Origin of the sequence: Halomonas sp. AOP7-E1-9 (genome assembly GCF_052376035.1) — a bacterium.
In the GTDB taxonomy this organism is placed as follows: Bacteria; Pseudomonadota; Gammaproteobacteria; order Pseudomonadales; family Halomonadaceae; genus Vreelandella; species Vreelandella citrativorans.
This window is the reverse complement of the sequence record NZ_JBQSVC010000005.1, coordinates 104265-117278: the sequence shown is the minus strand read 5'-3', so window position 1 is coordinate 117278 and position 13014 is coordinate 104265. Positions and strand designations below refer to the sequence as shown.

Genomic DNA, 13014 nt, shown 5'->3' with positions numbered 1-13014 from the left:
AAGAAATGAAATAACGTTAATTTAACGTAGCGACAGCACTTAAATGAGGGCTAATTGGCGCTGAACGGGGGCGAAGCTTCGGCGGTGCTCTTCAAGCGGCCCGTGAGCGGATAGCGCCTCAAGATGCTCTTTCGTTGGGTAGCCTTTGTGACGTGCAAAGCCGTACTCAGGATAGCGCATATCCAGCGTAACCATCTGGGCATCGCGCGCGACCTTGGCAAGAATCGACGCCGCAGCAATGGCGGGATGGCGCGCATCGCCTTTGACCACGGCTTGCCCCGGCAAACTATGTCCCGGCAAACGGTTACCGTCCACCAGCAAGTACTCGGCCGCAGGGGCTAAACCATCAATCGCACGACGCATTGCCAAGTGCGTGGCGTGGTAAATATTGAACTGATCAACTTCGGCAGCGCTTGCCTCAGCGACCACAAAGGCTAACGCCTGTTCGCGTATCAGCACGTCTAACGCTTCACGCTTACGGGCGGTGAGCTTTTTAGAGTCAGTCAGACCGTCAATGGGGCGTGCTGGGTCCAGGATCACCGCTGCGGCCACGACGCTACCGATTAACGGCCCACGCCCAACCTCGTCGACCCCCGCCAAGCGCTCGCCCACATAAGCAATCTCAAGCGGCGGAAAATCGCCTGATTTAGCGGGCATTGTGCTGCTCCAGTGATTGGCCTAAGGCGATAGCGGTGATTGCCTCAGCGGCGCGTCGACTGGCGTTGCGCTGCAAGTCGGCGTGCATCGTTGCAAAGCGTGCCTCTAACGCCAATCGTGCTTCGTGATCGCTAAGCAACTCATAAAGCTGGTCTGCGATAGCTTCCGGTGTCGCCGCGTCCTGAATAAGCTCAGGCACCACGCTTTGCTGCGCGATCAGATTGGGTAGCGATATCCACTGGGTTTTCACCATACGCTTGGCGAGCCAATGCGTGGCCGGCGCCATCTTGTACGCAACCAGCATCGCCCGGTGACACAGCATGGCTTCAAGCGCGGCGGTCCCGGATGCCAGGAGCACCACATCACTGGCGACCATTGCCTCTCGCGCTTGGCCATTTAACAGCTGCACACGCTCGGCAAGCGTTGGATAGTGAGACAAGAGCGCCTGAATTTCGTCATGACGCAGTGCTGAGGCAGCCGGAATCAAAACCTTTAGCGTGGCATGGCGCTGGCACAGCAGTTCAGCGGCGGCTAAAAACGTATGACCCAGGAAACGTATTTCGCTGCTGCGCGAGCCTGGCAACAAAGCAAGCACCGGCGCATCTTCATCAAGACCTAGTGCCTGTCGCGTTGCGATGCGGTCATTTTCAAGCGGCAGCTCATCGGCAAGCGGATGACCCACGAACACGACAGGAACACTGTGGTGCCGGTAAAAATCGGCCTCAAAGGGCAGCAGAGTGAGCATTCCATCAACGGATTTGGCAATGCCTTTCACACGCCCCTGTCGCCACGCCCAAACAGAAGGACTGACGTAGTGGGCCGTTTTGATTCCGGCATTACGCAGTTGCTTTTCCAGGCCGAGCGTAAAATCAGGCGCGTCGATACCAACCATGATATCCGGCTGCCAGGCGAGCGCTTCGCGACGCAGCGTGCGGCGCACACCTACCAGCTCAGGCAGGTGTTTGATGACCTCAACCAGCCCCATCACAGAAAGCGTTTCCAACGGAAAGCGGCTTTGCATCCCCTCAGCGATCATGCGAGGCCCGCCAATCCCACGAAACTCAACCTCTGGATGACGCGACTTAAGCGCACGCATCAGACCAGCCCCAAGGATATCCCCCGAAAGCTCGCCAGCCACCAGATAAACACGCTGCAAGGTCATAAGCGAATGGACATGGTTAGCGCGTAATGCCGCGGGTCGAACGCTCGATAGAGTCAGCGAACTCCGTCACTTCCTCTATATCAAAGCGCGCACGCATCTCTTCAAGCGCTTGCTCGACGGTAAGCCCCTGGCGATAGACCATCTTATAAGCAACGCTCAGTGCATTAATTGCCTCACGGCTAAAGCCGCGGCGTTTTAAGCCGACCAGATTCAGACCACGCGCTTCTGCCGGGTTGCCGTTAATCATGACATAGGCAGGCGTGTCTTTAGTGATAATAGAGCCACCGCCCGCCATGGCATGTTCACCAAAGTGACAAAATTGGTGCACGGCAGACAGGCCACCCAGGATAGCGTAATCACCCAGCGTTACGTGCCCGGCGAGCGTTACCTGGTTGGCGAGGATACAGTCATTGCCAATGACACAGTCATGGCCCACGTGTACGTAGGCCATAAACAGATTGCGGGAACCAATCGTCGTTTCACCACGGTCTTGTACCGTACCACGGTGAAGCGTCACGCCTTCACGGATAACGTTATCGTCGCCCATGACCAGACGAGTAGGTTCACCAGCGTACTTTTTGTCCTGACAATCCTCACCTACCGAGGCGAACTGAAAAATACGCGTGCGCTTCCCCAACACAGTGGGTCCTTTGACCACGACGTGCGGGCCGATTATGGAGCCTTCGCCGATCGTGACGTTAGGCCCAATAACACTAAAAGGGCCAACCTCAACGTCATCTGCGAGCGTTGCCGTTGGGTCAACCAGTGCAGTAGGATGTATCAAGCAACCTTCCTCTCAGCACAAATAATTTCTGCTTCACAGGCAAGCTCTCCGTCAACCGTGGCGCGACACGCAAATTTCCAAATGCCTCGCTTGCCACGAATTACGTTAGCCTCCAGTTGAAGCTGGTCACCAGGCATAACCGGGCGCTTGAAACGTACATTGTCGCTACCCACCAGGTAGTACACGTAGCCATCCGCTGGCAGCTTGTTAACTGTTTTAAAGCCTAAAATACCGCAAACCTGGGCCAGTGCTTCGACTACCAGCACACCCGGCATAATCGGATGATGTGGAAAGTGGCCGTTGAAAAATGGCTCGTTAATACTAACGTTTTTGAACGCAACGATGGATTCGCCCACAGTTAATGCTGTCACTCGATCCACCAATAAAAACGGATAGCGGTGGGGCAAGTATTCGCGAATTTCGTTAATATCCATGACCATCGTAACGACCTCAAAATGAAAAACGCCTGATAGGCATCAGGCAAATACCAGCACTTCGTCTGGTTAAAGGGCAAGGAATTATACCCTGCCGCCCTCTCGTCTCAAGCTACTTACTTAGTAAACAATATGGCTTTTAGGTGTCACGCGTCGTTTTTTCCAGCCGAGACAACCGCTTGGCTATATCATCCAACTGCTTAAACCGCACCGCATTTTTACGCCACTGCGAATTACTCATTGCCCCCGTACCTGACGAGTAGACACCGGGAGTATGAATCGAATTGGTCACAAGGCTCATTCCGGTGACCTGAACGCCATCACAAATCGTTAGGTGGCCTGATAATCCAACCCCCCCACCCAACATGCAGTGCTTGCCTACTTTGGTGGACCCTGCAATACCGACACAGCCTGCCAAAGCGCTATGGGCACCAATAGTGACGTTATGAGCGATTTGTACCTGACTATCGATTTTAACGTCATCGCCAATCAGGGTATCGCCTAGCGCACCACGGTCAATGCTTGAGCAACTGCCAACTTCGACATTATCACCCAGCACAACGCCACCTAACTGGGCAATTTTGTGCCAACCTTCACCGTCGTGGGCAAATCCAAAACCGTCTCCACCAATCACACAGCCACTTTGTAAAATGACCCGCTTGCCAATAATCACGCCATGACACACGGTCACATTGGCATGCAGCCGAGTATTTTCGCCGATAACGCTATCAGCCCCAACGACACTCCCAGCGCCCACCACAACGTGGTCACCCAGTGTTACGCCCGCTTCTACTACGGCGTGGGCCTGGATCGAGACGCCTTCACCCAGCGTTACGCTGTTGGCAACGACCGCGGTGGGATGGATACCGGCCTTATCACGTGCAGGCAATGGGTCAAATAGCTGAGAGAGTTTGGCATACCCCAGGTAGGGGTTTTCCATCTCAAGCTTTGGCACCGGGCAACTCTTGCCATGCTCAGGGTGAAGCAGCACGGCTGCCGCCTGAGTGGTGGCCAAATCCTTGAGGTAAGCGCGATTTGTTAAAAAGGCCACTTGATCAGATGTGGCCTCTTTAAGTGTTGCTAAACCACGAATGGGTAGCGCGGCATCACCTTCAAAGGTGACCCCTAAATGGCGAGCAATGTCCGCAAGTGTAAGATGGTGAGATGCGTGCGTCATGGGAGCCCAATAAAGCAATAGTGCAGCACAGCTACACCAACAGTCATTAAAAAATTAATTACATCGAATCAAATATTTGCGTAACTTCATCAGTCACATTAGGCAAATCAACCGAGGAATGAAGCACTCCTTGAGGCTCAACCAATACATCAATATTGTGACGGTTCAGCACTTGCTCCACCGCTTGCTCAAGCTTGAGTTCCGCACCTTCCAGAAACTGCTGCTCTGAACGCTGCTGAGCCTCCATAACATCACGACGTAACTGCTCAAAACGCGAACCTTTCTGCTGCAGCTCAGCGATCAGTGTTTCGCGCTGCGACTGAGACATCGTTTCGCCTTCGCGCTGCAAGCGTTCTTGCAACTGCTGTAACTCATTTCCCAGGCTTTGGGCTTCACTCTGCTGACTGCCAATCTGGTTTTCCAGCTGATTTAGCGAGGTTTGAGCCGACTGGGTATTCATCAGCGCAGCTCGCCAATCCAGCACGGCAACCTCTGCAGCTTCTGCTGCATGAACCGGTAAAACAATCGCACCAAATAAGCACACGGCCGCTGTCAGTTTACGCATCGAGTCACTTCCTTATCATCAAGCGGGGGCGCTACCAAGGGCGCGCCCCTTTAGCAAAGTTAGAATGTTTGTCCCAGCGAGAACTGGAAGAACTGTGTGTCATCACCGCTTTTGTCTTTAAGCGGCTCCGCGATGCTAAAGGTCAGCGGACCAACCGGTGTTAACCAGGAAAGGCCAACGCCCACACTATAGCGCAAATCGCCCAGGTCGACGCCAGAACTACACTGCTGACGACCCACATCAGCTTCTAATACCTTGTAGCAGGAGCTCAAGAACGTATTACCGGCATCCAGGAACAGCGAAGGCTGCACAGAACGCTGATTTTCTACAAAGGGCATGGGGAAGATCACTTCAGCACTACCTTCCACCAACACATTACCGCCCATTGTGCGATCACGCCCTCCTTCAACTCCCGGCGTGGTAGGTTGCCCCAATGTATTGGATGTAAAGCCTCGTACCGATCCTAAACCACCTGCGTAAAAATTCTCATAGAAGGGAAAAGGATCGTTTGAATCAAACGTATTGGCATAGCCAAGGTTACCGCTAAACTTAAGCGCCCAACTCTCATCGTTATTGAGCGGATATAGCTGCTGAGCCCGAGCGCGCAGCTTATAGTACTCTGCATCGCCGCCCGGCACGCCGGTTTCAAGCGACAGGCGCTGATAGTTACCGGCTGTCGGCATCACGCCTCGGTTAAGGTTGTTACGCGTCCAGCTCGCCGTGAGTTTAAGGCTTTGAGCGCGCTCCCCTTCGTCATCCACATAGCGATGAATTTCTGACGCCGTATCGTTGTAGGTTTTAATTTTAAGTTCTTCAATGCTCGCCCCGAAGTTGAGGCGAGACAGTTCACTTATCGGATAGCCGAAGTTGATACCCGCGCCGTACGCATCGGTCGAGTAGGTAGAGATATCCGAGTCGGCATAGTCCGTTTCACGGTAAAATATGTTGTAGCCGCGAGAAATACCATCAAGTGTCCAGTAAGGATCCGTGAAGGCAAAGTTGACGCTGGTGAAGGTGTCGCTGCGCTGCGCGCCAACATTGACCCGGTTACCCGTACCCAGGAAGTTGTTTTGTGCCAGTCCAACTCCATAGATTACCCCGGCACTTTGCGAAAAGCCCACGCTGGCAGACACCGAGCCTGAGGGCTGCTCTTCCACATTGTAGGTGACGTCCAACTGATCAGGCTGACCTGGTACCGGCTGGGTATCCACTTCTACCTGGCTAAAGAAGCCAAGCCGTTCAAGGCGCTGGCGCGACTGAGCAATTGAGTCGGTCGATGCGGGGGCGCCTTCCATTTGAATCATTTCCCGACGCAGCACTTCGTCCTGGGTGGTGGTATTACCATAAAACTCAATACGTCGAACATAAGTGCGCTGGCCAGGTTCAACCGCGATGACCAGGTCAACCGTTTCACCGTTATCCGCCATTTCAGGAATACCCTGAATATCGGCGAATGCAAAACCTTCAGCGCCCAAACGCTGGCGTAGCGCTTCGGTCGATGCGTTCACCTGACCACGAGAGAAAATGTCTCCGCTATGGATCTCCATGAGTTGACGTGCTTCGCTTTCGCTGATTTGCATGTCACCCACAAAGCGGACATCACCTACTCGATACTGGTTACCCTCATCAACATTAAGCGTAACAAATATTTCGGACTTTTCAGGCCCAATGGAGACTTGCGTGGAGGTAACATCAAAATTTACATAGCCACGATCAAGATAGAAGGTGCGAAGGCGCTCTATATCACCAGACAGTGCCTCACGCGAGTACTCATCGTTTGAAAACCAACCAAAAACTCGCCCGGGACGGTCATTAAGCTCGAACACACTGCGCAGCGTTTCATCGTCAAAATCTTCATTGCCAACAATATTAATCTGGCGAATCTTGGCAACCTCGCCTTCATTAATATTGATATTGACCTGTACACGCCCTTCATCAACCTGTTCAACCTCGGTCGTAATGCGAGCACTGTAGCGTCCCTGGCTCTGGTAAACACCTTCAAGCTCACGCTGAATCTCTTCAAGGGTCGAGAGTTGCAACACTTGCCCTTCCGACAACCCTGACTGACGTAAGCCGTTACGCAGGTCCTCTTCTGAAATCTGCTTATTGCCAGTGAGGTTCAAGCGCGCGATGGTCGGTCGTTCAACTACCTGAATAACCAATACATCGCCTTCGCGAGCTAGCGAAACATCTTCAAATAAACCAGTGGCAAACAAATCGCGTGCGGCTGACGCTAGCTGCTGCTCGCTAACCCGATCATTCGTACTGACAGGAAACGCATTAAAGACCGATGCAGCGGATACCCGCTGTAGTCCTTCCACTCGAATGTCCGAAACATCAAAGGATTGTGCCTGGGCGCCGCTAGCGCCTACCAGCAAGAGTGCTGCCATTCCAAGGGTCTTGATTTTCATGCTGTCAGTTCGCTCGCGTTGGTCTGCCTATCACGTTAGATAAGCACCATATACATTTGTGCAGGCAGATGACAAGGCATCCTGCGCGCTACACGCGTCATTACCAAAGGCGCATCAGATCAAAATACAGAGCCATCACCATCAGGCCGCCAACCATGGCAAGCCCAATGCGTAATCCAATGGCTTGGGTTTGTTCAGAGACCGGCCGCCCACGTACGATTTCCAAAAAATAGTAAAGCAAGTGTCCACCATCGAGCACCGGAATAGGCAATAAATTAAGCACGCCAAGGCTGATGGACAAATACGCTAAAAAGCCTACAAAGGCTTCCATTCCGGCACGGGCCGAATCACCCGAAATTTGCGCAATCGTAATAGGACCGGAAAGGTTGGAAGGTGAAATCAAACCTACCAACATTTTACGAATCGCATCAACGGTTAATAAAATCATATCACCGGTACGCGATAGCGCTTGTCCAACCGCTTCGATAGGCCCATAACGAATTTCACGCTGTAGCGACTCAGGCCACGTTACCGACTCAACGCCTGCACCAATGTACCCAACCTCACCGCCACTCTCCAGCAGATTGCTACCCGGCGTTAGTGTTAGTGTGCCCTGCTCGCCATTTCGCTCATAGGCTACGCTAAGCGTTTCACCCGCACTACGGCGGATCATCGTGACAAACTGCATCCAATCTTCCACCGGTGTGCCGTCAATCGCAATAATATGATCGCCTGCTTGCAACCCCGCGTTGGCGGCAGCTTCGCCATCGACCACCTGGCCTAATACTGCTGGGAATTCTGGCTGCCAAGGCGTCATACCCAAGGATTGCAGTGGCTGGGGCGGGTCCTGGCGGGCCAAGTAGTTATCGACCTCTAGCGCGTAAGCTCGTTCACTGCTACTGCCTTCAGGCAACACATCGATGGTTAGCGAGCCACTAAAACCAATCATAGAGATAAGCTTTAGGTTGACCTCCTCCCAGGAGCGTACGGCGTCATTTTGAATAGCGATAATTTCGTCGCCGTGGGCAAGGCCTGCTTCAGCTGCCGGCGAATCAGGCAGCACATCTCCCACCATGGGAGCGACCACGGTCGTCCCGGATACAAAGAGCGCCCAGTAGGCAACAATAGCCAACAGGAAATTTGCCAAAGGCCCAGCGGCAACAATGGCGATACGCTGCCATACCGTTTTGCGATTAAAGGCCTGGTCAAGCTGATCTTCCGGTACCGGCGCTTCACGCTCGTCCAACATTTTGACATAGCCGCCCAGCGGAATGGCCGCTATCGCGTACTCCGTCCCCTGGCGGTCGACGGTGGACCAGAGCGGTTTGCCAAAACCCACCGAAAAACGTAACACCTTGACGCCACAGCGGCGCGCCACCCAAAAGTGGCCAAACTCGTGAAAGGTGATCAACAAACCCAGCACGACGATGATCGCTAAAATGTTTTGTAACAGGCCCACAATAAACTCCCTGGCACCCTGCACATCAGCCGATGCTTAAGTGACCTACTTGCTTCTCAATATTCGGTACGGCAGTGTCTAGCCTGCTTGTAACATGACCCTTTGCGCTGCCTGCTGACGCGCCCAGTGGTCTGCAGCCAAGATATTTTCAATCGTATCGGCGCTGCCTGCATAGGGCTGCGATACAACCTCTTCAACCACGTTGGCTATTTCACCAAAGCTGAGCCTTTCCGCCAGGAACGCCTCAACAGCGACTTCATTGGCTGCATTGAGAATCGCCGGCGCGGCACCGCCCTTCTGTATGGCTTCACGGGCCAAGCGTAGGCAGGGAAAGCGCGCTTCATCCGGTGCTTCAAAATCCAGCTGCGCGATCTGGAACAGATCCAGGGCTTCTACACCGGCCTCAATACGCTCGGGCCATGCCAGTCCATAGGCAATGGGTATACGCATATCCGGGTTGCCCAGCTGGGCGATGACAGAGCCATCAATGTAAGCTGCCATGGAGTGAATCACACTCTGCGGATGCACTACCACCTGAATTTGCTCGGGCGTTGCATCAAACAGCCAGCACGCTTCAATTAATTCAAGGCCTTTGTTCATCATGGTGGCGCTATCAACCGAAATCTTGCGCCCCATCGACCAGTTAGGATGGGCGCAGGCCTGGTCGGGCGTCGCATTGGCAACCTTGTCCGCACTCCAGGTGCGAAAAGGCCCGCCAGACGCTGTTAGCAGCAGCTGTCGAACGCCATGACGCTCAAGCCCGCCGCGATGCTTTACCGGCAGGCACTGATAGATGGCATTATGCTCAGAATCGATGGGCAACAGCGTGGCGCCAGAGCGCTCAACCGCCTGCATGAACAGCGCACCGCTCATCACCAACGCTTCTTTATTCGCAAGTAGTACGCGCTTGCCCGCTTCTGCAGCGGCCAGCGCAGGCAGCAGCCCCGCTGCCCCAACGATGGCGGCCATAACGGCATCGACACACGCCTCACGGGCAACCTGGCAGAGTGCTTCACGACCCGCCAGCACGACGGTCGGTTGGTCAGCGTCATCAAGCGCTTGGCGAAGCCATTGCGCATCGTCACCATGATCGAGTACCGCGATACGGGGATGATGGGCCAGGCACTGTTCCAGAAGCACTTCCCTGGAGGTATGTGCCGTCAACGCATACACCCGATAACGCTCGGGATGACGGGCGATGACATCCAGGGTGCTCACCCCGATAGAACCGGTTGAGCCCAACACGGTAATCCACTGGCAGGACGATTGACTCATAAGACAGGCACCTGCCCTTGAAGAACGGGCAAATAGAGCAGCGCAAAGAGCGGAATCGCCGCCGTCAAGCTATCAATCCGGTCCAGCACGCCGCCATGGCCCGGTAGCAGCTGGCTTGAGTCCTTGATGTCTCGGTAGCGTTTGAGCATGCTTTCCAGCAGATCACCCAGCACTGAAATAAGCGTGACAATAATGGTGACTACCACCAAGCCAACAGCTACCCCCGGGGTTAACGACTGCCAAAAGGCGAAGCCAAGCGCCAGTAGCGTGGTGGCAACCAACCCGCCAATAACGCCTTCCCAGGATTTACCGGGGCTAACCCTTGGGGCGAGCTTGCGCTTACCAAAACGACGCCCGGCAAAATAGGCGCCGATATCCGCCGCCCACACCAGCAGTAATACAAATAACAGCCATACGCCGCCGCTATCGCGCAGAATATTAAAGCCGACCCAGCAGGGCAGCAGCACCCATAGCCCCATCGCCAAGCGGCGTGGCGTTGACTGCCACTGCTGCCCTTTCTCCGGGTAATGGGTCACCCAGTAAAGATTAACCAGCCAGCCAAGGGCGGCGCACCATAAAGGCCATACTGCAAACGCGGCACCGATGAGCCACATCAGTAGCATCAACACCGCAAGCCCGGCGACCAGCTGAACACGCTGACGCTGCCGGATAACGCCGGCCATGTTCGTCCACTCCCAGGCCCCAAGCAACACCATCAAAGCGGTAAAAAGCGCAAACGCGCCACCTTGCAATCCAAACAAACCCACCAGCACCAAGGGCGCCAGCCAGGCTACGGTTATAATCCGCTGTCTAAGCACCTTGCGCCTCTATTTGTTCGTCGGTCATGCCAAAACGTCGACGCCGCTGACAAAAGTCGTACAGCGCGCTGTCCAGCGCATCGGCACCGAAATCGGGCCAGAGTAAGGGCGAGAAATGCAGTTCAGCATACGCTAACTGCCACAGCATAAAATTCGACAATCGCTGTTCGCCACTTGTTCGGATACACAGGTCAACAGGAGGCACATGGTCTGCTTCCATTGCCCTGTCAAAGCAGGCTTCATCGATATCGCCAGGCTGTAACTCACCGGCGGACACCTGCTCAGCCAAATGCCGCGCTGCACGTGCGATGTCCCACTGCCCGCCGTAATTGGCAGCGATCACCAGGTGCATGCCGGTATTATCCGCGGTCAGCGCTTCTGCACGCTGTATATACTTCTGAATGGCGTGAGAGAAGCCACGCCGCTCACCAATAATCGTTAGCCGAATATTGCGCTCATTAAGCTTTTTAACTTCGCGCTTGAGCGCCATCAAAAAGAGCTCCATCAACGCATTCACTTCAGCCGCTGGACGTTTCCAGTTCTCGCTTGAAAAGGCAAACAGGCTCAGCGTATTTACCTGGCGCTCGGCTGCGCGCTGAATGACCGCTCTGACGGCTTCGACGCCTGCACGATGACCACGTACGCCAGAGAGGCCGCGGGCCTTTGCCCAGCGATTATTGCCGTCCATTATGATCGCGACATGCGACGGCAGTGCTTCACCCAGGCACTTGGGTGGCGTGCTTGCGTCGTCCGGCGGTTCTTGAGGAAACTGCGGTGACGTCATGAGGTCTCGCACAAAAGCTCAGTCATAGTAAAGCCATAGGCCTAGCGGGCAGCCTGGCTACCCGCAGCTAAATAAAAGGCAGGTGCTTATACCTGCATCAAGTCCTGCTCTTTCGCGGCAAGCGCTTTATCGATTTCGGCAATATATTTGTCGGTCAGCTTTTGGATTTCATCTTCACCCTGACGCTGATCGTCTTCGGTAATCTCTTTGTCCTTTAGCAAGGATTTGAAATCACCGTTGGCATCGCGACGCACGTTACGCACAGCCACGCGAGCATTTTCAGCTTCGCTACGTGCCTGTTTGATATAGCCCTTACGCGTCTCTTCGGTCAACATCGGCATCGGCACACGGATAACGTTGCCTGCACTTGACGGGTTCAGACCCAGATCAGCGGTCATGATGGCCTTTTCAACCTTAGGTGCCATACCCTGCTCCCAGGGAGATACCGCCAGCGTACGCGCATCTTCAACGTTCACCGAGGCTACCTGGTTAAGCGGCACTTGGCTGCCGTAATAATCAACGGTAACGGCATCCAGAATACTGGGGTGTGCACGCCCGGTACGGATTTTGTTGAAGTTGCTATGCAGCGCATCAACACTTTTTTTCATACGAGACTCTGCGTCTTTCTTAATATCGTTGATCACGTTATTACCCTCTATCTATCAGCGTGCCTTCCTTGCCCCCTACTACCAAATTCAGCAGGGCACCAGGCTTATTCATATCAAATACCCGCACCGGCATATCATGGTCACGTACCAGGCAGATAGCGGTCAAATCCATAACGCCTAGCTTTTGATCCAGAGCGTCATCGTAGGAGAGCTGATCATATTTTACGGCATCAGCATGTTTTAGGGGGTCCTTGTTATACACCCCGTCCACTTTGGTCGCTTTAATGACCACATCCACATCCACTTCAATACCGCGCAAACAAGCGGCCGAGTCGGTTGTGAAAAATGGATTACCGGTTCCTGCCGAAAACAGTACCACGTCTCCTGACGTTAAATAACGGATGGCAGTGCGGCGGTCATAATGCTCTACCACACCACTCATGGGAATCGCCGACATTACCCGCGAACGAATATTTGAACGCTCCAGTGCATCGCGCATGGCCAACGCGTTCATGACCGTTGCCAGCATTCCCATGTGGTCGCCTGTGACCCGATCCATTCCGGCTTCGCTGAGCGCCGCACCTCGAAACAGGTTGCCGCCTCCAATCACGATCCCGACCTGCACACCAATACCCACCAGCTGGCCGATTTCCAGCGCCATACGGTCTAACACTTTAGGGTCAATACCAAAATCGTGCTCTCCCATTAGCGCCTCGCCTGAAAGTTTCAGCAAAATACGCTTGTATTTTGACTTCGACTTTTCAAGTTTATGGGGCACAACAAGCGGGGTAGGCTCTTGAACATCTCGTGACATGGCATCTCTCCTGAAGCAGACTTGGACACAGGTGGGCGAAGCAACCCCCTATTTAGCAGGGGCCGG

At 54.1% G+C, this 13014-nt stretch carries 13 protein-coding genes; all 13 read right to left on the bottom strand.

Features of this window, described 5'->3' with window-relative positions; translation table 11 throughout:
• Window positions 1-39 precede the first annotated feature (39 nt).
• Window positions 40-657, bottom strand: coding sequence for a ribonuclease HII (gene rnhB / locus ACT3R4_RS04905; protein ID WP_172118488.1), 618 nt, complete (start codon window positions 655-657; stop codon window positions 40-42).
• Window positions 647-1819: a lipid-A-disaccharide synthase gene (gene lpxB, locus ACT3R4_RS04900; protein ID WP_441677873.1), complete on the bottom strand. Its 1173-nt coding sequence runs from the start codon at window positions 1817-1819 to the stop codon at window positions 647-649. Before lpxB ends, rnhB begins: the two co-directional genes overlap by 11 nt.
• Window positions 1820-1835: 16 nt before the next feature.
• Entirely contained in the window at window positions 1836-2603 is a 768-nt protein-coding gene (gene lpxA / locus ACT3R4_RS04895; protein ID WP_193055211.1) for an acyl-ACP--UDP-N-acetylglucosamine O-acyltransferase, read from the bottom strand.
• Window positions 2600-3043, bottom strand: a complete 444-nt coding sequence (fabZ, locus tag ACT3R4_RS04890) for a 3-hydroxyacyl-ACP dehydratase FabZ (protein ID WP_087109982.1) — start codon at window positions 3041-3043, stop codon at window positions 2600-2602. The genes lpxA and fabZ overlap by 4 nt, the downstream gene beginning before the upstream one ends.
• 133 nt (window positions 3044-3176) lie before the next feature.
• A complete protein-coding gene (lpxD, locus tag ACT3R4_RS04885) occupies window positions 3177-4214 on the bottom strand; it encodes a UDP-3-O-(3-hydroxymyristoyl)glucosamine N-acyltransferase (protein ID WP_441677871.1) in 1038 nt (345 codons plus the stop codon).
• A 58-nt stretch (window positions 4215-4272) separates the two neighbouring features.
• Window positions 4273-4779 carry an OmpH/Skp family outer membrane protein gene (locus ACT3R4_RS04880; protein ID WP_087109986.1) on the bottom strand — a complete coding sequence of 169 codons (507 nt, stop codon included), beginning with the start codon at window positions 4777-4779 and terminating at the stop codon, window positions 4273-4275.
• 59 nt (window positions 4780-4838) lie between these two features.
• A complete protein-coding gene (bamA, locus tag ACT3R4_RS04875) occupies window positions 4839-7190 on the bottom strand; it encodes an outer membrane protein assembly factor BamA (RefSeq protein WP_441677869.1) in 2352 nt (783 codons plus the stop codon).
• A 100-nt stretch (window positions 7191-7290) separates the two neighbouring features.
• Window positions 7291-8649, bottom strand: a complete 1359-nt coding sequence (gene rseP / locus ACT3R4_RS04870) for an RIP metalloprotease RseP (RefSeq protein WP_441677867.1) — start codon at window positions 8647-8649, stop codon at window positions 7291-7293.
• 78 nt (window positions 8650-8727) lie between these two features.
• Window positions 8728-9924: a 1-deoxy-D-xylulose-5-phosphate reductoisomerase gene (gene ispC, locus ACT3R4_RS04865; protein WP_441677865.1), complete on the bottom strand. Its 1197-nt coding sequence runs from the start codon at window positions 9922-9924 to the stop codon at window positions 8728-8730.
• Window positions 9921-10742 carry a phosphatidate cytidylyltransferase gene (locus ACT3R4_RS04860; protein WP_441677863.1) on the bottom strand — a complete coding sequence of 274 codons (822 nt, stop codon included), beginning with the start codon at window positions 10740-10742 and terminating at the stop codon, window positions 9921-9923. The genes ispC and ACT3R4_RS04860 overlap by 4 nt, the downstream gene beginning before the upstream one ends.
• Window positions 10735-11526, bottom strand: coding sequence for a polyprenyl diphosphate synthase (uppS, locus tag ACT3R4_RS04855; RefSeq protein WP_441677861.1), 792 nt, complete (start codon window positions 11524-11526; stop codon window positions 10735-10737). Before uppS ends, ACT3R4_RS04860 begins: the two co-directional genes overlap by 8 nt.
• 86 nt (window positions 11527-11612) lie before the next feature.
• Complete coding sequence (gene frr / locus ACT3R4_RS04850; protein WP_193055206.1) at window positions 11613-12170, bottom strand: ribosome recycling factor; 558 nt, start codon at window positions 12168-12170, stop codon at window positions 11613-11615.
• Between the two features lie 4 nt (window positions 12171-12174).
• Window positions 12175-12948, bottom strand: coding sequence for a UMP kinase (pyrH, locus tag ACT3R4_RS04845; RefSeq protein ID WP_172118496.1), 774 nt, complete (start codon window positions 12946-12948; stop codon window positions 12175-12177).
• Window positions 12949-13014 lie beyond the last annotated feature (66 nt).

What these genes read in the sequence shown, in the direction of transcription:
- rnhB (WP_172118488.1), bottom strand. Translation starts at nt 657, where the DNA reads ATGCCCGCTAAATCAGGCGATTTTCCGCCGCTTGAGATTGCTTATGTG.
- lpxB (WP_441677873.1), bottom strand. Translation starts at nt 1,819, where the DNA reads ATGACCTTGCAGCGTGTTTATCTGGTGGCTGGCGAGCTTTCGGGGGAT.
- fabZ (WP_087109982.1), bottom strand. Translation starts at nt 3,043, where the DNA reads ATGGTCATGGATATTAACGAAATTCGCGAATACTTGCCCCACCGCTAT.
- lpxD (WP_441677871.1), bottom strand. Translation starts at nt 4,214, where the DNA reads ATGACGCACGCATCTCACCATCTTACACTTGCGGACATTGCTCGCCAT.
- ACT3R4_RS04880 (WP_087109986.1), bottom strand. Translation starts at nt 4,779, where the DNA reads ATGCGTAAACTGACAGCGGCCGTGTGCTTATTTGGTGCGATTGTTTTA.
- bamA (WP_441677869.1), bottom strand. Translation starts at nt 7,190, where the DNA reads ATGAAAATCAAGACCCTTGGAATGGCAGCACTCTTGCTGGTAGGCGCT.
- ispC (WP_441677865.1), bottom strand. Translation starts at nt 9,924, where the DNA reads ATGAGTCAATCGTCCTGCCAGTGGATTACCGTGTTGGGCTCAACCGGT.
- uppS (WP_441677861.1), bottom strand. Translation starts at nt 11,526, where the DNA reads ATGACGTCACCGCAGTTTCCTCAAGAACCGCCGGACGACGCAAGCACG.
- pyrH (WP_172118496.1), bottom strand. Translation starts at nt 12,948, where the DNA reads ATGTCACGAGATGTTCAAGAGCCTACCCCGCTTGTTGTGCCCCATAAA.